Origin of the sequence: Citrobacter sp. Cb031 (assembly GCF_030336725.1) — a bacterium.
GTDB lineage: Bacteria > Pseudomonadota > Gammaproteobacteria > Enterobacterales > Enterobacteriaceae > Citrobacter > Citrobacter braakii.
Genome location: NZ_JAOWDA010000022.1, coordinates 392,132 through 409,337, shown reverse-complemented (window position 1 = coordinate 409,337; position 17,206 = coordinate 392,132). Strand labels below are relative to the sequence as shown.

Annotated in this window: 15 protein-coding genes; 9 read left to right on the top strand and 6 right to left on the bottom strand. The window is 52.4% G+C overall.

Annotated features, from left to right (window positions below; genetic code table 11):
* Positions 1-4: 4 nt before the first annotated feature.
* From OGV93_RS09340 to phoU, 8 genes are all read left to right on the top strand, one after another.
* The gene (locus tag OGV93_RS09340; RefSeq protein ID WP_003023809.1) at positions 5-424 is read left to right on the top strand and encodes a F0F1 ATP synthase subunit epsilon; all 420 of its coding nucleotides are present in this window, start codon (positions 5-7) and stop codon (positions 422-424) included.
* 665 nt (positions 425-1,089) lie between these two features.
* Entirely contained in the window at positions 1,090-2,460 is a 1,371-nt protein-coding gene (glmU, locus tag OGV93_RS09335; RefSeq protein ID WP_019077996.1) for a bifunctional UDP-N-acetylglucosamine diphosphorylase/glucosamine-1-phosphate N-acetyltransferase GlmU, read from the top strand.
* A gap of 223 nt (positions 2,461-2,683) precedes the next feature.
* The gene (gene glmS, locus OGV93_RS09330; RefSeq protein ID WP_047498809.1) at positions 2,684-4,513 is read left to right on the top strand and encodes a glutamine--fructose-6-phosphate transaminase (isomerizing); all 1,830 of its coding nucleotides are present in this window, start codon (positions 2,684-2,686) and stop codon (positions 4,511-4,513) included.
* Positions 4,514-4,846: 333 nt separating this feature from the next.
* On the top strand, positions 4,847-5,887 hold the full coding sequence (pstS, locus tag OGV93_RS09325; RefSeq protein WP_016155079.1) for a phosphate ABC transporter substrate-binding protein PstS: 1,041 nt from the start codon (positions 4,847-4,849) through the stop codon (positions 5,885-5,887).
* 192 nt (positions 5,888-6,079) lie between these two features.
* Complete coding sequence (gene pstC / locus OGV93_RS09320) at positions 6,080-7,039, top strand: phosphate ABC transporter permease PstC (protein WP_016155078.1); 960 nt, start codon at positions 6,080-6,082, stop codon at positions 7,037-7,039.
* Positions 7,039-7,929 (top strand): phosphate ABC transporter permease PstA, encoded by an 891-nt coding sequence (gene pstA, locus OGV93_RS09315; RefSeq protein WP_016155077.1) that lies wholly within the window; start codon positions 7,039-7,041, stop codon positions 7,927-7,929. Before pstC ends, pstA begins: the two co-directional genes overlap by 1 nt.
* A 106-nt stretch (positions 7,930-8,035) precedes the next feature.
* Positions 8,036-8,809, top strand: a complete 774-nt coding sequence (pstB, locus tag OGV93_RS09310; RefSeq protein ID WP_003023821.1) for a phosphate ABC transporter ATP-binding protein PstB — start codon at positions 8,036-8,038, stop codon at positions 8,807-8,809.
* 14 nt (positions 8,810-8,823) lie between these two features.
* On the top strand, positions 8,824-9,549 hold the full coding sequence (phoU, locus tag OGV93_RS09305) for a phosphate signaling complex protein PhoU (RefSeq protein ID WP_003023824.1): 726 nt from the start codon (positions 8,824-8,826) through the stop codon (positions 9,547-9,549).
* A gap of 83 nt (positions 9,550-9,632) precedes the next feature.
* Here phoU and yieH read toward each other — a convergent pair whose 3' ends face one another.
* Entirely contained in the window at positions 9,633-10,298 is a 666-nt protein-coding gene (gene yieH / locus OGV93_RS09300) for a 6-phosphogluconate phosphatase (RefSeq protein ID WP_287109530.1), read from the bottom strand.
* A 167-nt stretch (positions 10,299-10,465) separates the two neighbouring features.
* Here yieH and adeP point away from each other — a divergent pair, with 167 nt between their 5' ends.
* Positions 10,466-11,803, top strand: a complete 1,338-nt coding sequence (adeP, locus tag OGV93_RS09295) for an adenine permease AdeP (protein WP_016155075.1) — start codon at positions 10,466-10,468, stop codon at positions 11,801-11,803.
* 115 nt (positions 11,804-11,918) lie between these two features.
* Here the strand turns inward: adeP and OGV93_RS09290 are convergent, their stop codons facing one another.
* The 5 genes from OGV93_RS09290 to mnmE form a co-directional block, all read right to left on the bottom strand.
* Positions 11,919-12,485 carry an NADPH-dependent FMN reductase gene (locus OGV93_RS09290; protein WP_003827046.1) on the bottom strand — a complete coding sequence of 189 codons (567 nt, stop codon included), beginning with the start codon at positions 12,483-12,485 and terminating at the stop codon, positions 11,919-11,921.
* A 30-nt stretch (positions 12,486-12,515) separates the two neighbouring features.
* Positions 12,516-13,262, bottom strand: a complete 747-nt coding sequence (locus OGV93_RS09285; protein WP_016155074.1) for a 4'-phosphopantetheinyl transferase family protein — start codon at positions 13,260-13,262, stop codon at positions 12,516-12,518.
* Between the two features lie 166 nt (positions 13,263-13,428).
* Positions 13,429-14,388 (bottom strand): HTH-type transcriptional regulator YidZ, encoded by a 960-nt coding sequence (yidZ, locus tag OGV93_RS09280; RefSeq protein ID WP_016155073.1) that lies wholly within the window; start codon positions 14,386-14,388, stop codon positions 13,429-13,431.
* Complete coding sequence (locus OGV93_RS09275) at positions 14,357-15,538, bottom strand: MFS transporter (RefSeq protein ID WP_019078000.1); 1,182 nt, start codon at positions 15,536-15,538, stop codon at positions 14,357-14,359. The genes yidZ and OGV93_RS09275 overlap by 32 nt, the downstream gene beginning before the upstream one ends.
* Before the next feature lie 180 nt (positions 15,539-15,718).
* The gene (gene mnmE / locus OGV93_RS09270) at positions 15,719-17,083 is read right to left on the bottom strand and encodes a tRNA uridine-5-carboxymethylaminomethyl(34) synthesis GTPase MnmE (protein ID WP_287109529.1); all 1,365 of its coding nucleotides are present in this window, start codon (positions 17,081-17,083) and stop codon (positions 15,719-15,721) included.
* Positions 17,084-17,206 lie beyond the last annotated feature (123 nt).

Sequence of the window (17,206 nt, the reverse complement as noted above, 5' to 3'; positions counted from 1 at the left end):
TGATATGGCAATGACTTACCACCTGGACGTCGTCAGCGCAGAGCAGCAAATGTTCTCTGGTCTGGTCGAAAAAATCCAGGTAACGGGTAGTGAAGGTGAACTGGGTATTTTCCCGGGTCACGCACCGCTGCTCACCGCCATTAAGCCTGGTATGATCCGCATCGTTAAACAGTTCGGTCATGAAGAGTTTATCTATCTGTCTGGCGGCATTCTCGAAGTGCAGCCTGGCAGCGTGACCGTTCTGGCTGATACCGCGATTCGCGGACAGGATCTCGATGAAGCGAGAGCCCTGGAAGCGAAGCGTAAGGCTGAAGAGCACATTAAGAGCTCTCATGGTGACGTGGATTACGCTCAGGCATCTGCGGAACTGGCCAAAGCGATCGCGAAACTGCGCGTTATCGAGTTGACCAAAAAAGCGATGTAACACCGGCTTGAAAAGCACAAAAGCCAGTCTGGTTGCCAGGCTGGCTTTTTTTATGGTTTTGTTTCAGTGAAAGTGGAACTAAAAAGCTGTTTTATTATTTTATTATTTTGTGATTTGTGTCACAAAAATATTGATCGGTTAAAAAATGAGGCGTAGACTATTTTTTGTGTGATGTGTATCACATAATTAACTCAGATAAAAACAGGATAGCAACATGAAACTGATTAATAAAATCATCGCCCTTTTCAGCAGCATGGAAGTTTAGTCTTCCCGACCTGCTCTGTGGCGCGATGCTTCATACGGTTATCAGCACGCGCCAGCTGTTATTAAATCCCACTCTTCCGCTTGATCGTTTGTCCTCTTCCCTTTTAAAACAGTATTTTTCTGCTTCTCGCTGATCACATTAATAATATTGTACTTTTCTTTTGTAACTCTTTATTCATGCAGTAAAAAAATAGCAAAAACATTAACCTAAGGCTTTAATAAGAGCAGACTCCTGGTTTTGGGAGACAAAAGACGCCGAAATAGACGAAAATAGAGTGTTATCAGAGGGGAAATTTTCCCGATTGAACGTTTTATTTTCGGTCAATTTCACGATGAAAAAAATGTAGTATTTTCAATGTGAAACGGTATAAATTCGTTCTCAAATTACAGTCAGGACGTGTATGTTGAATAATGCTATGAGCGTCGTGATCCTTGCCGCAGGCAAAGGCACGCGTATGTATTCCGATCTCCCTAAAGTGCTGCATACCCTCGCAGGAAAGCCGATGGTTCAGCATGTCATTGATGCCGCTAATGAATTAGGTGCGACTCACGTACATCTGGTCTACGGGCACGGTGGTGATTTGCTTAAGCAGACGCTGAAAGATGGCAATCTAAACTGGATTCTGCAGGCAGAGCAGTTGGGGACCGGCCATGCAATGCAGCAGGCAGCGCCATTCTTTGGTGATGACGAAGACATTTTAATGCTCTATGGCGATGTGCCGCTGATCTCTACCGATACCTTACGTAGCCTGCGTGATGCTAAACCGCAGGGCGGCATCGGCCTGTTAACGGTAAAACTGGATGATCCATCCGGCTATGGGCGTATTACGCGTGAGAACGGTAACGTCACCGGTATCGTCGAGCATAAAGATGCAACTGACGAGCAGCGCCAAATCCAGGAAATCAACACCGGTATTCTGATTGCCAATGGCGCGGATATGAAGCGCTGGCTGTCCAAACTCACCAATAACAATGCGCAGGGTGAATACTACATCACCGATATCATTGCGATGGCGTATCAGGAAGGACGCGAAATTGCTGCGGTACATCCGGCACGTATTAGCGAAACGGAAGGGGTGAATAACCGTCTTCAGTTATCCCGTCTGGAGCGTGTTTATCAGTCTGAGCAAGCAGAGAAACTGTTGTTGGCGGGCGTGATGCTGCGCGATCCTGCACGTTTTGATCTTCGCGGTACGCTTATTCACGGGCGCGATGTTGAAATTGATACTAACGTTATCATTGAAGGTAACGTAACCGTTGGGGATCGCGTCAAGATTGGTGCTGGCTGTATCATCAAAAACAGCGTGATTGGTGAAGGTTGTGAGCTTAGCCCATACAGTGTGGTGGAAGATGCCCATCTGGAAGCCGCTTGCACCATCGGTCCATTCGCGCGTCTGCGCCCGGGTGCTGAGCTGCAGGAAGGCGCGCACGTGGGTAACTTCGTCGAAATGAAAAAAGCGCGTCTGGGTAAAGGTTCTAAAGCTGGTCATCTGACCTATCTGGGCGATGCGGAAATTGGCGATAATGTGAATATCGGCGCGGGTACGATTACCTGCAACTACGATGGTGCCAATAAGTTTAAAACCATTATTGGTGATGATGTGTTTGTGGGTTCTGATACTCAGTTGGTGGCCCCTGTCACCGTGGGTAAAGGTGCCACCATCGCTGCTGGCACTACCGTAACGCGTAATGTCGCCGATAACGAACTGGTATTAAGCCGTGTACCTCAGGTCCATAAACAGGGCTGGCAGCGTCCGGTGAAGAAGAAGTAAGTGATTTTTGCCGGATGGCGGCCTACGTGCGGTGACGTTCTGTAGGCCTGATAAGCGTAAGCGCCATCAGGCAGACAAGAGATGAGGGGATAACATAATCCTCCGCTCAACAAGCAGTACCATAAAAATAACCCCAATCTCTACAAGGCTCGGGGCGCCCGGAAAGGGCAAATACAGGTCAGCGACAACGACAGGCAAATGCCTAAATTCGGAATCAAAAAATATGTGTGGAATTGTTGGCGCTATCGCGCAGCGTGATGTAGCTGAAATCCTTCTCGAAGGTTTACGTCGTCTGGAATATCGTGGTTATGACTCTGCTGGTCTGGCCGTTGTCGATGCTGAAGGCAACATGACCCGTCTGCGTCGTCTGGGTAAAGTGCAGATGCTGACTGCTGCTGCGGAAGAACATCCGCTGCATGGTGGTACAGGTATCGCTCATACCCGTTGGGCGACACACGGTGAACCTTCAGAAGTGAACGCGCATCCCCATGTTTCTGAACACATTGTTGTTGTGCATAACGGCATCATTGAAAACCATGAACCTCTGCGTGAACTACTGAAAACCCGTGGTTACACCTTTGTTTCTGAAACCGACACCGAAGTGATTGCTCACCTGGTGCATTGGGAACTGGAACAGGGTGGTACGCTGCGTGAAGCCGTACTGCGTACTATTCCACAGTTGCGCGGTGCCTATGGCACGGTGATCATGGATACCCGTAACCCGGAAACGCTGCTGGCGGCCCGTTCAGGTAGCCCGCTGGTGATTGGTCTGGGGATGGGGGAAAACTTTATCGCTTCCGATCAGTTGGCGCTGCTGCCGGTAACCCGTCGCTTTATCTTCCTGGAAGAAGGTGACATCGCAGAAGTGACCCGTCGTTCTGTCTCTATTTTCGACAAGTCTGGCGCACAAGTGAAGCGTCAGGATATCGAATCGAATCTGCAGTATGACGCGGGCGAAAAAGGTATTTATCGCCACTACATGCAGAAAGAGATCTACGAACAGCCGAACGCAATTAAAAATACGCTGACCGGTCGCATTAGTCACGGTGAGGTGGATTTAAGCGAACTGGGTTCACGTGCCAACGAGTTGCTGTCTCAGGTTGAGCATATCCAGATTATCGCCTGTGGTACGTCCTACAACTCCGGTATGGTGTCCCGCTACTGGTTTGAATCGCTGGCTGGTATTCCTTGTGATGTCGAAATCGCTTCCGAGTTCCGCTATCGCAAATCCGCCGTGCGTCGTAACAGCCTGATGATTACCCTTTCCCAGTCCGGTGAAACGGCGGATACCCTGGCGGGTCTGCGCTTATCTAAAGAGCTGGGCTATCTGGGATCGCTGGCTATTTGTAACGTACCGGGATCTTCTCTGGTGCGCGAATCCGACCTGGCGATGATGACCAATGCCGGTACCGAAATCGGTGTGGCCTCGACGAAAGCATTTACTACCCAACTGACCGTTCTGCTGATGCTGGTGGCGAAACTGTCTCGTCTGAAAGGCCTGGATGCGTCTATCGAGCAGGAGATCGTTCATGGTCTGCAGGCGCTGCCGAGCCGTATTGAGCAGATGCTGTCTCAGGACAAACGCATTGCCGCTCTGGCGGAAGGTTTCTCAGACAAACACCATGCGCTGTTCCTGGGGCGTGGCGATCAGTACCCGATTGCGCTGGAAGGCGCGCTGAAGCTGAAAGAGATCTCTTATATTCACGCTGAAGCATATGCTGCAGGCGAACTGAAACACGGTCCGCTGGCGCTGATTGATGCCGATATGCCGGTTATCGTAGTTGCACCGAACAACGAACTGTTGGAAAAACTGAAATCCAACATTGAAGAAGTTCGCGCTCGTGGCGGTCAGTTGTACGTCTTTGCGGACCAGGATGCTGGCTTTACCAGCAGCGAAAACATGCACATCATTGAGATGCCGCATGTGGAAGAGGTGATTGCACCGATCTTCTACACCGTTCCGTTGCAGTTGCTGGCGTATCACGTGGCGCTGATTAAAGGCACCGACGTGGACCAGCCGCGTAACCTGGCAAAGTCGGTTACCGTAGAGTAATCCGCACTTAACTGAACTGAAAATGCCCTGCTGCAAGCGGGGCATTTTTTTAGCTTGTTCTGTTTTTAATCAATTACCCCGCCTGTTTTATGTGACAAACCGTCATCTTCAACTACTGTTTTCAGTGTCATAAAAAGAAAATTTCAGCGAAATGTTATTGTCATGATGGTGATTAACATTCTGTTTTAAATGTATTTTTAGATAAAAAACTTCCCAAGTTTTTCATTGTCATAAAACTGTCATATTTCGTACATTTAACTGTCACCTGTTTGTCCTATTTTGCTCACAGTAGCAACTCAAACAACGATTTACGAAAACCGTGCAGGAGACATTATGAAAGTTATGCGTACCACTGTCGCAACTGTTGTCGCCGCGACCTTATCCATGAGCGCGTTTTCTGCGTTTGCAGCAGCGAGCCTGACAGGTGCAGGTGCAACCTTCCCTGCGCCAGTGTATGCCAAATGGGCAGATACCTATCAGAAAGAGACCGGTAGCAAAGTAAACTACCAGGGTATCGGCTCCTCCGGTGGTGTAAAACAAATTACGGCCAATACCGTTGATTTCGGCGCCTCAGACGCACCGTTGTCTGACGAGAAACTGGCGCAAGAAGGCCTGTTCCAGTTCCCGACGGTTATCGGTGGTGTGGTGCTGGCGGTGAACATCCCTGGCCTGAAATCCGGCGAACTGGTGCTGGACGGTAAAACGCTGGGCGACATCTACCTCGGTAAAATTAAGAAGTGGGATGATGAAGCCATCACCAAACTGAACCCGGGTCTGAAGCTGCCTTCTCAGAATATCGCCGTTGTGCGTCGTGCTGACGGTTCCGGTACTTCATTCGTTTTCACCAGCTACCTGGCGAAAGTGAACGAAGAGTGGAAATCTAAAATTGGTTCCGGCTCTACCGTTAACTGGCCGACCGGTCTGGGCGGTAAAGGTAACGACGGTATCGCTGCGTTCGTACAGCGTCTGCCGGGTTCTATCGGCTACGTTGAGTACGCTTACGCTAAGCAGAACAACCTGGCGTACACCAAGCTGGTCTCTGCTGATGGCAAACCGGTAAGTCCGACCGAAGAAAACTTTGCCAACGCTGCAAAAGGCGCTGACTGGAGCAAAACCTTCGCTCAGGATCTGACTAACCAGAAAGGTGACGATGCGTGGCCGATCACTTCCACCACCTTCATCCTGGTGCATAAAGAGCAGAAGAAACCTGAGCAGGGCGCTGAAGTGCTGAAGTTCTTCGATTGGGCGTACAAAAATGGCGGCAAACAGGCTAATGACCTGGATTACGCCAGCCTGCCGGACAGCGTGGTTGAGCAGATTCGTGCTGCATGGAAGACCAACGTGAAGGACAGCAGCGGTAAAGCGCTGTACTAAATACCCGTCATACTTCGAGCCGCAGCTGTGTTGGCTGTGCTTGTTCACCCCAGTCACATAGTGAATCTATGTGACTGGGTATTCACAAGCTTGCTGCCTTGCTGCAACTCGAATTATTTAGGGTATGGCATTACGTTAGCCGGGAAGCACGATAAAATGCGTGCTTCCTGGCCCAAACTTAAAGAGTGATTTATGGCTGCAACCAAGCCTGCTTTGAACCCACCGGGTAAAAAAGGTGACATGATATTCAGCGCGCTGGTAAAACTGGCTGCGCTGATTGTGCTATTGATGTTGGGTGGCATTATTGTCTCTCTGGTTATCTCCTCCTGGCCAAGCATTCAGAAATTTGGCTTCTCCTTTCTGTGGACTAAAGAATGGGATGCGCCAAACGATATCTACGGTGCATTAGTACCGATTTACGGTACGCTGGTCACCTCGCTTATCGCACTGCTGATCGCCGTTCCGGTGAGTTTTGGCATTGCCTTATTCCTGACTGAACTTGCTCCTGGCTGGCTGCGTCGCCCGCTGGGTATCGCTATTGAATTGCTGGCGGCAATTCCGAGTATCGTGTACGGCATGTGGGGCCTGTTTATCTTTGCCCCGCTGTTTGCGACTTACTTCCAGGAACCGGTCGGGAACATCCTTTCCAACATTCCGTTTGTTGGCGCGCTGTTTGCGGGTCCGGCGTTTGGTATCGGTATTCTGGCCGCTGGCGTGATCCTCGCCATCATGATCATCCCGTACATTGCGGCGGTTATGCGCGATGTGTTCGAACAAACGCCGGTGCTGATGAAAGAGTCAGCCTACGGCATCGGTTGTACTACCTGGGAAGTTATCTGGCGCATCGTCCTGCCGTTCACCAAAAACGGCGTGATCGGCGGCGTGATGCTCGGTCTGGGCCGCGCGCTGGGTGAAACCATGGCGGTGACGTTTATCATCGGTAACACCTACCAGCTCGATAGTGCCTCGCTGTACATGCCGGGCAACAGTATTACGTCTGCGCTGGCGAATGAATTTGCCGAAGCGGAATCAGGACTGCACGTTGCCGCGTTGATGGAACTGGGCCTGATTCTGTTTGTGATTACCTTCATCGTGCTGGCGGCGTCTAAGTTCATGATCATGCGCCTTGCGAAGAACGAGGGGGCACGCTAATGGCTACGCTTGAAATGCAAAACACCGCTGCGCTTGCGGAATCCCGCCGTAAAATGCAGGCGCGTCGTCGTCTGAAGAACCGCATCGCGCTGACGCTTTCTATGGCGACCATGGCATTCGGTCTGTTCTGGCTTATCTGGATCCTGATGTCCACGATCACCCGCGGTATTGACGGTATGTCACTGGCGCTGTTCACCGAAATGACACCTCCGCCGAATACGGCTGGTGGTGGTCTGGCGAATGCCCTGGCCGGTAGCGGACTGTTAATTCTGTGGGCGACCGTGTTTGGTACACCGCTTGGTATTATGGCGGGCATCTACCTGGCAGAGTACGGACGTAAGTCCTGGCTGGCTGAGGTGATCCGCTTTATCAACGACATCCTGCTTTCTGCGCCATCAATCGTGGTCGGTCTGTTCGTTTACACCATCGTGGTAGCAAAAATGGAGCACTTCTCCGGCTGGGCGGGCGTTATCGCGCTGGCGCTGCTGCAGGTGCCCATTGTTATTCGTACCACGGAGAACATGCTCAAGCTGGTACCGGATAGCCTGCGTGAAGCCGCCTATGCGCTGGGTACGCCGAAATGGAAGATGATTTCTGCAATCACCCTGAAGGCGTCTGTCTCAGGCATCATTACAGGCGTTTTACTGGCTATTGCACGTATCGCAGGTGAAACGGCTCCGCTGCTGTTTACGTCGCTCTCCAATCAGTTCTGGAGCACCGACATGATGCAGCCTATCGCCAACCTGCCGGTCACTATCTTTAAGTTTGCGATGAGCCCGTTTGCTGAGTGGCAGCAACTGGCCTGGGCCGGGGTACTGATTATTACCCTGTGCGTACTGCTGCTGAACATTCTGGCGCGCGTCATTTTCGCGAAGAAGAAACACGGTTAAGACGAAGTGCCGGATGGCGGCGTAAACGCCTTATCCGGCCTACGATTGAAGACATTTGTAGGCCTGAAAGCTGCGCGCCATCAGGCATGATGAGGAAAAGATTGAAATGAGTATGGTTGATACTGCCCCGGGTAAGATTCAGGTTCGTGATTTGAACTTCTACTATGGCAAGTTCCATGCCCTGAAGAACATCAACCTGGATATTGCCAAAAACCAGGTAACGGCGTTTATCGGGCCGTCAGGCTGTGGTAAATCGACGTTGCTGCGTACGTTCAATAAAATGTTTGAACTGTACCCGGAACAGCGTGCGGAAGGCGAAATCCTGCTGGATGGCGACAATATTCTCACCAACACTCAGGATATCGCTCTGCTGCGTGCCAAAGTGGGCATGGTATTCCAGAAGCCGACGCCGTTCCCGATGTCCATCTACGACAACATCGCTTTTGGCGTGCGTCTGTTTGAGAAACTCTCTCGTGCGGATATGGACGAGCGTGTGCAGTGGGCATTGACCAAGGCCGCGCTGTGGAACGAAACCAAAGATAAATTACACCAGAGCGGGTACTCTCTCTCCGGTGGCCAGCAGCAGCGTCTGTGTATTGCGCGTGGGATCGCCATTCGCCCGGAAGTGCTTCTGCTTGATGAGCCGTGTTCAGCGCTCGACCCTATTTCTACCGGGCGTATCGAAGAGCTGATCACTGAGCTGAAAGAGGATTACACCGTCGTTATCGTTACCCACAACATGCAGCAGGCTGCGCGTTGTTCCGATCACACGGCATTTATGTACCTGGGCGAGTTGATTGAGTTCAGTAACACGGACGATCTGTTCACCAAGCCCGCGAAGAAACAAACTGAAGACTACATCACCGGTCGTTACGGCTGATTCAGGAGCTTGTTGTGGATAATCTTAACCTTAATAAACATATTTCCGGCCAGTTCAATGCAGAGCTGGAAAGCATCCGTACCCAGGTGATGACCATGGGCGGCATGGTCGAGCAGCAGCTTTCTGATGCGATTACCGCCATGCACAATCAGGACAGTGAGCTGGCGAAGCGCGTCATTGAGGGCGATAAGAACGTCAATATGATGGAAGTGGCGATCGACGAGGCCTGCGTGCGTATCATTGCCAAGCGTCAGCCGACCGCCAGTGACTTGCGTCTGGTGATGGCGATTATCAAAACGATCGCTGAGCTGGAACGTATTGGCGACGTTGCGGATAAAATTTGCCGCACCGCGCTGGAGAAATTTTCTCAACAGCATCAGCCGCTGCTGGTAAGCCTGGAATCACTGGGTCGCCACACCGTACAAATGCTGCATGACGTGCTGGATGCGTTTGCGCGTATGGATCTTGACGAAGCGGTACGTATTTATCGCGAAGATAAGAAAGTCGACCAGGAGTATGAAGGTATCGTGCGTCAGCTGATGACCTACATGATGGAAGATCCGCGTACCATTCCAAGCGTGCTGACCGCGCTGTTCTGCGCGCGCTCCATCGAGCGTATCGGTGACCGTTGCCAGAATATCTGCGAATACATCTTCTACTTCGTGAAGGGACAAGACTTCCGTCACGTGGGCGGTGATGAGCTGGATAAGCTGCTGGCGGGCAAAGATCCGAAAGAGTGATGTTTGTGGCGGGTGGCGCTAACGCTTACCCGCTCTACGAGACATGCAGGCCGGATCAGCGTTAGCGCCATCCGGCCTTTCAGTTATCGCGTAATATTCCAACCCCGCGCCTTCCATAACGCTGGCAACTGCGCCAGATCGGTAAACGTCGTCACTTTTGGATGATCGATTGGTTTGTTATGCGGATCGGCGCAGAAGTAAAACACTTCCATCCCTGCAGCAATCCCCGCCTGGGCACCTGCGCTGGAGTCATCAACCAGAATGCAGTTCTCAACGTTAACGTCCATCGCTTTCGCCGCATGGAACATCAGGGCCGGATCGGGTTTCCAGCGTTGAATATCGTAGCCGCTGAACAGCAAATCAGGGAAATGGTGCAACATGCCCAGCTTACCCAGAGAGTGCTGCATTTTGCTGACCGGACCGTTAGATACCACGCACATAGGGACGGTCATGCTGTCCAGCAGCGCATTAGCACCGGCAATCACCTCCAGTTCCGTATCGAACAGACGTGCGACCTCTGCGCGGTAAACCGGTTCTAATTCGGCTTTTGCCAGTTCGACACCGTGCTCTTCGTTGATAATGTCGATGATCTCGTACAGCTTTACCCCCTTGAAGCGTTTAAAAGTTTCTTCAAGATCGAGCGTAATGCCGAACGTCTGGAACATGCTGACATACGCGCGAGAACAAATCACTTCACTGTCGACAAGGGTACCGTCACAGTCAAAAAATACGGCTTCTATCTGGGACATGTCATTTCCGTTTTAACAAGTTTAACGTTTTCGTAATGCATTATTGGGCGACGCAATCGTTGCCGTATAAGCAAAATCAATGAAAAAAGTTGCTCATAACCCAACCCTATTGTCGCATTTTGGTATAGGATAGCGACGAATTTTCCCTCCTTGTTCGGAAATTGATAATGAGTCAACAACACACAACCCAGGCTTCTGGCCAGGGGATGCTGGAACGCGTGTTCAAACTGCGCGAACATGGCACGACGGCACGGACCGAAGTGATCGCTGGTTTAACCACCTTCCTGACGATGGTGTATATCGTTTTTGTTAACCCGCAAATTCTTGGCGTGGCTGGCATGGATACCAGCGCCGTCTTTGTGACCACCTGCCTGATTGCTGCATTTGGTAGCATCCTGATGGGCCTGTTTGCCAACCTGCCGGTCGCACTTGCGCCTGCTATGGGTCTGAATGCGTTCTTCGCCTTCGTGGTCGTTGGCGCGATGGGCCTGTCATGGCAGATCGGTATGGGCGCAATCTTCTGGGGCGCGGTAGGTCTGCTGCTACTGACGATTTTCCGCGTACGTTACTGGATGATTGCCAACATCCCGGTTAGTTTGCGCGTGGGGATCACCAGCGGTATTGGTCTGTTCATCGGCATGATGGGGCTGAAAAACGCTGGTGTTATCGTCGCCAACCAAGACACCCTGGTGTCTATTGGCAACCTGACGTCCCACAGCGTACTGCTCGGTATTCTGGGCTTCTTTATCATCGCGATTCTGGCTTCACGTAACATCCATGCGGCGGTACTGATCTCTATCATTGTGACCACGCTGCTGGGTTGGATGCTGGGCGATGTCCATTACAACGGGATCGTCTCCGCGCCGCCGAGCGTAATGTCCGTTATCGGGCATGTTGATCTGGCTGGTTCGTTTAACATTGGTCTTGCGGGCGTAATTTTCTCGTTCATGCTGGTCAACCTGTTCGACTCCTCCGGTACGCTAATTGGCGTCACGGATAAAGCAGGTCTGGCGGATGCGAAGGGTAAGTTTCCGCGTATGAAGCAGGCGCTGTATGTGGATAGCGTGTCATCGGTTGCTGGTGCGTTTATCGGTACTTCTTCCGTTACCGCGTATATCGAGTCTTCTTCCGGGGTTTCTGTCGGTGGACGCACTGGCCTGACCGCGGTAGTTGTCGGCCTGCTATTCCTGCTGGTTATCTTCCTGTCGCCGCTGGCGGGAATGGTACCGGGATATGCGGCCGCTGGTGCGCTGATTTACGTTGGCGTCCTGATGACATCAAGCCTGTCACGCGTTAAGTGGGATGACCTGACTGAAGCCGTTCCGGCGTTTATTACCGCCGTGATGATGCCGTTTAGCTTCTCGATTACCGAAGGTATCGCGCTGGGCTTTATTTCCTACTGTGTGATGAAAATCGGTACCGGACGTTTCCGCGATCTCAGCCCATGCGTCATCGTTGTCGCACTGCTGTTTGTGTTGAAGATTGTGTTTATCGACGCGCATTAATTGCCGCTGAGACGGAGCTGCGCGAGGCGTGTAGACCTGATAAGCGCAGCGCCATCAGGCAAATTTGATAACCGGATACGGCCCGCCAGGCATTGCAGCCAGCGGGCTTTTTCTTTTAGGCTTTCACACGCTGGATGTAGTCGCCAAATGCGGTCAGTTGGCCGGTTAGATGGTCCAGCGTACTTTGGTCGATCACTTCACCTGTCTGCGGGTCCACTTTGTTCTGAATCACGCCGCCCATAAATTCCGGTTTATTCATTACCATGGCGTCGAGGAACACCAGGATCTGACGCAGATGATACTGGCAGCGCGCGCCGCCAATGGCGCCCATGGAGCTGGTCTGGATCAGCACCGGCTTACCCGATAATGGCTGATCCGGCAGGCGGGACAGCCAGTCGATGGCGTTCTTCAGTCCGCCAGGCACGGAATAGTTATATTCCGGTGTCACGATGACGACACCGTCAGCCTTCCTGATTTGCTCTGCCAGCGCTTCTACGCTTGCCGGAAAACCTTCTTCCTGCTGGAGGTCGGCATCGTAAAGTGGGATATCACCAATTGATGGCAACGCGTTGACTTCCATTCCTGCTGGAGCAATCTTGGGCAGCGTACGGGCAACCATTCCATTAAACGAACCTTTGCGTAGACTTCCCAGTAACGTAACAACATTCAATGTTTCTGACATGGTGACTCCTGTTTCATCATAAAGGTTAAATCAAAGCGTATGGCTCTTCGCTGCGCATAATTGAGAGAACCGGATCAGACGACCCGTAGGCTCATTGGCGCGGGTCTGGATATCAGGCAAACTTTTCCAGTCCTGTTTACCATCAAACTCCCAAACCTTGAGTTTTTCAATGGTTGGCGTAACCGCAACCGACCACACCAGAACATCTTCCGCATCGCAAATGGCTTCAACCTGCGCAACATGGGCACATTTCAGACGTCCTGCGCCGGGTAAAAGCTGGAGTTCGTGCGGATCATCATTGCTTACATCGCCGGTGAGTTTGAGTACGCTCTGGCGCAACGTAATGAGCTGCGCGCGTGCTTCGTTGGGGTCGTTTTGGTTATTGATCCACAGATTTTCGTTGCTGGAGAAGCGCCATGTTTCCGTTGAATGCGGATGGTGAAAGCTGCGGGTAGCTCGCTGCAGTTCCATATCCAGCCCGCACGTTCCTTCAGTTGTTAGCGCAACGCCAACGATATTCCCGGCATAAGAAATCGAAAATCCCGGCAGGTTCTTATCGCGAAAAATGGGCTTACCTTTGGCCTGAGTAACAATCTCGGGCAGCGTACTGGTGCCGTAAAGCATAAACATCAGTTCAGCGAGTAAACTTCGGGAAGCCAGGAAACGTGTTCGGCGATGAGCGGGGAGATCTCTTGCTTCGATATGACATGGAGAAGGGAGGCGAGCTGAAACCAGGTGTCCCTCCGTAAGAATCCCTCTGGCAAAATGTGTCGCCATTTTTCGCTCCGTGATTAATGGTCCGTGATAATTACCAGAGTAACATTTACGCGGCATCCAGGCAGGCTTTGCTGCCCAAAAAGTAAGCTGAAATAGAATACATTACGCGATATTTACATTTCTGTTGCCAGAATAGTCGATTTAGCAACAAAGTGGCGGTGCAACGTCAGGACATATCGCGATAAAGCGCCTTGATGGTGTCTTTCAACCAGACGATCTTAGGATTATGACTGTTACGTTTGTGCCAAAGAAGGGTGAACGGTACGCGCATTTTTTCCAGCTGCGCGGCATCAAAAGGCATAGGACGCGCCACGAGCGGAAGCTGGTGGAGTTGGTTATAACGCTGGCAATAAACCGGAGCTGTGGCTATTAGCGCGTGATCCGGCTGGGCGGCCATAAACAGCGACTGCTCAAAACCGGGCAGACATAACGCAATATTGCGCGCGCGCCCCATCTCTTGCAGGACTTCATCCAGCGCCCAGGTATCGCTTTGCTCCCAGCTAATGCTGATGTGCGGATAGCGCAGAAATGTGTCCAGATTCCACTCTTCCTGCAATGCCGGATGATCTTCACGTAGCCAGACACAGGGGAGATCGGAAAACAGCACTTCATGGTCGATCGACAACGGCAGCAAACTCAACAGTTCACGCGAACGCGGATGGCTTTCCCGGCCAGTAAAGCCGATATCCACTTCGCCGCGAATAATTGCATCCAGCGAATCATAGTCCCAGTTGCGTATTTTGATCGTCGCCTGGGGATAACGCTGATAGATCTGTCGGGAGAGCGCGTTAAACATGATCATCACCAGCGGCGTTTCGGCCACCAGATCAAACTTCAGCCCGCGCGGCGCTTCATGGTGCGGCTTATCCAGCAACTGGTTGCTCATCTGCATCCACTCTGCCAGGTTCTGTTCCATGCTGACCATCAGCGGTGTTGGCGTTAGCCCCAGCGGGGTGTTTACAAACAGTGGATCGTCAAACCAGGCCCGCAGTTTCGACAGCGACTTGCTGACCGCCGACGGCGTGACGTTCATCCGTTTGGCAGTTTTGGTAACACTGCGTTCCTGCATCAACAGCTGCAGGCAGAGCAATAAATTAAGATCGAGACTGCTGAGGGATTTCTTCATGAGTTGGCGTGGACCGGTTAGGTGCAACTGTGATAATCAGCATGATACTCACTATGCTACAGCCAATCAGAATCCCGATCAGCATATTCAGCGCATCAAGACCGAGCACTGCCGCCAGCCATATCCACAGCGAGGAACCGCAAACCTGCGCAATACCTAACGCCGAGCTGGCAACGCCCGCACGCAGCGAGAAAGGTCCCAGCGCCTGGCTCATCGCGACACCGAAGCCGACCGAGAACCCGGCACAGATTAAGGTCAGCCCAAACAGCGTCACCATGTGCGTACTGGCAAGGGTTAACACCACACCGGCAGACAGAAACAGCACTTGTGAGGTCAGCATCAGAACGCGAGGTTTAAACACGCTCAGGGCGAATGGCGTAGAGAACGAGACCGCCATACTGATGCCTGCGGTCATGGCCATCGTGGTGGCGTACTCACCACGGTCAAAGCCCATTACTTCCATCAACAGCACCGGCGAAGTATTCACGAAGGTCAGGATCACCGACACGCTGAGAGTGGTGATGGCCAGGCGGCTTAAGAAAAAACGGTTCACCAGCGATTCAGATAGGTGGTTCTTCTCTGCAGATGCCGGGAGCGTCGCTGGGCGCGATTCTCGCAGGATAAACACTGACAGCAAGCAAACGGCCACCCCCATACCGATCATCGTGTAGAACAGGCTCTGCCACGGATATTTGAGCATAATCAGATGCCCCATCACCGGTGCCAGTACCGGCACGATACAGGTGATACCGTTCAACAGCGACAGTACCTTCGCCCGGCGGCGATCGTCGAGCGTATCGCGCAGGATGGCAAAAGCCACCACATAGCAGCAGCCTGCGCCTACGCCCTGAATAAAGCGGCCTGTGAGAAACGGCGTACCGCTTTCGGCGAATGAACACAGCGCAGAGGCGAAAATAAAGATGAGGGCGCCGACAATAGCGACGGGTTTGCGTCCTGACTGGTCGGCAATTTTCCCGGCAAACAGCATCGCCGTCGCCATTCCCGCCAGATAAACCGAAAACGCGATATGCAGTTGCGCCTCGCTGGCCTGTAAATCGGCAGCAATACGGGGCAGCCCCACCAGATACATATCAATACCCGCGGGATAGAGTAACACCAGGGCGAAACTGCAGATTAGAAAGCGTGTCATAGCGACCTCATGAGGAATGTGGCGCTAAGCATACGGGCAGAGAGTCAACTGCACGAGTTGCCATTTGGACAACAGTGATTTCCACATGGGAAATCACTTGTAGCCGGATAGCCGCTTTGCTTTATCCGACCTACGGGTACTGTAGGCCCGGTAGGCATCGCGCCACCGGGCAACACAACGTTATTTGCCAATACAGAAGCTGGAGAAAATCCTTCCCAGCAGATCGTCGGAGGTAAATTCCCCGGTGATCTCACTGAGGTTCTGCTGCGCCAGACGTAGTTCCTCTGCCAGCAATTCTCCGGCCCATGCTCCGAGCAGTTGGGCTTTACCCTGCTCGAGATGCTCCGCCGCTTCTGCCAGCGCCTGCAGGTGACGACGGCGCGCCAGGAAGCCGCCTTCCATATTGGTTTCAAAGCCCATGCTCTGTTTGAGATGGTTACGCAGCACGTCAACGCCTTCACCGGTACGCGCGGATAGGCGAACCAGTGAGTGGCCATTTACTTCGCTTAGGCCCAGCGTCTCACCGGTAATATCCGCTTTGTTACGCACCACGGTAATCGGCAGTTTGGCTGGCAGACGGGCAATAAAGTCTGGCCAGATGTCAGCCGGGTCCACGGCGTCGGTGGTGGTGCCATCAACCATAAACAGAACGCGGTCGGCCTGTTCAATTTCCTGCCACGCGCGTTCGATACCAATGCGTTCAACTTCATCGCTGGCATCGCGCAGACCGGCAGTGTCGATGATGTGCAGCGGCATACCGTCGATATGAATATGCTCACGCAGTACGTCGCGAGTCGTACCCGCAATGTCGGTCACAATGGCCGCCTCACGACCTGACAGCGCGTTCAGTAGGCTTGATTTCCCGGCATTTGGGCGACCGGCAATGACCACCTTCATCCCTTCGCGCAGCAGGCTGCCCTGACGCGCTTCGGCACGAACGGCATCGAGATCGCTGATAACGTTGTTGAGCTGCGCTTCAATCTTACCATCAGACAGGAAGTCGATTTCTTCATCCGGAAAGTCGATCGCCGCTTCCACGTAGATGCGCAGGTGAGTGAGCGCTTCCACAAGATGATTTACCCGTGCAGAAAATGCGCCCTGCAACGAGTTCAGCGCCGAGCGAGCGGCTTGCTCTGAGCTGGCATCGATCAGGTCGGCAATTGCCTCTGCCTGGGCCAGATCAAGCTTATCATTGAGAAACGCACGCTCGGAGAATTCACCCGGTCTGGCAATGCGCAGCCCGGGAATGGTCAGAATACGTTTGAGCAGCAGATCGAGAATCACCGGACCGCCGTGGCCCTGAAGCTCTAAAACATCTTCACCGGTAAAGGAGTTCGGGCCTGGGAACCACAGGGCAATTCCCTGATCCAGCGTGCTGCCATCCGCGTCTTTAAACGGCAGATAGTCGGCATAGCGCGGTTTTGGTAGTTTCCCCAGTACGGTTTCTGCAACCTCGCGCGCCTTCAGGCCGGAGATGCGCAGGATACCCACGCCACCACGTCCCGGTGGGGTGGCCTGAGCGACGATGGTGTCGTTATGGTTCATGATAGCTCTCTTGTAAATGTAAAAAAGGCGGTCTAATGACCGCCTTCTCTGGCATTAACTTTACCGTGAATACTCGAAATAATTCAAGTTGCAGGAAGGCGGCAAGCAAATGCAGCCAACGCA

Coding starts and splice junctions, on each gene's coding strand:
- OGV93_RS09340 (WP_003023809.1), top strand. CDS start 5: ATGGCAATGACTTACCACCTGGACGTCGTCAGCGCAGAGCAGCAAATG.
- glmU (WP_019077996.1), top strand. CDS start 1,090: ATGTTGAATAATGCTATGAGCGTCGTGATCCTTGCCGCAGGCAAAGGC.
- glmS (WP_047498809.1), top strand. CDS start 2,684: ATGTGTGGAATTGTTGGCGCTATCGCGCAGCGTGATGTAGCTGAAATC.
- pstS (WP_016155079.1), top strand. CDS start 4,847: ATGAAAGTTATGCGTACCACTGTCGCAACTGTTGTCGCCGCGACCTTA.
- pstC (WP_016155078.1), top strand. CDS start 6,080: ATGGCTGCAACCAAGCCTGCTTTGAACCCACCGGGTAAAAAAGGTGAC.
- pstA (WP_016155077.1), top strand. CDS start 7,039: ATGGCTACGCTTGAAATGCAAAACACCGCTGCGCTTGCGGAATCCCGC.
- pstB (WP_003023821.1), top strand. CDS start 8,036: ATGAGTATGGTTGATACTGCCCCGGGTAAGATTCAGGTTCGTGATTTG.
- yieH (WP_287109530.1), bottom strand. CDS start 10,298: ATGTCCCAGATAGAAGCCGTATTTTTTGACTGTGACGGTACCCTTGTC.
- adeP (WP_016155075.1), top strand. CDS start 10,466: ATGAGTCAACAACACACAACCCAGGCTTCTGGCCAGGGGATGCTGGAA.
- OGV93_RS09290 (WP_003827046.1), bottom strand. CDS start 12,485: ATGTCAGAAACATTGAATGTTGTTACGTTACTGGGAAGTCTACGCAAA.
- OGV93_RS09285 (WP_016155074.1), bottom strand. CDS start 13,262: ATGGCGACACATTTTGCCAGAGGGATTCTTACGGAGGGACACCTGGTT.
- yidZ (WP_016155073.1), bottom strand. CDS start 14,388: ATGAAGAAATCCCTCAGCAGTCTCGATCTTAATTTATTGCTCTGCCTG.
- OGV93_RS09275 (WP_019078000.1), bottom strand. CDS start 15,538: ATGACACGCTTTCTAATCTGCAGTTTCGCCCTGGTGTTACTCTATCCC.
- mnmE (WP_287109529.1), bottom strand. CDS start 17,083: ATGAACCATAACGACACCATCGTCGCTCAGGCCACCCCACCGGGACGT.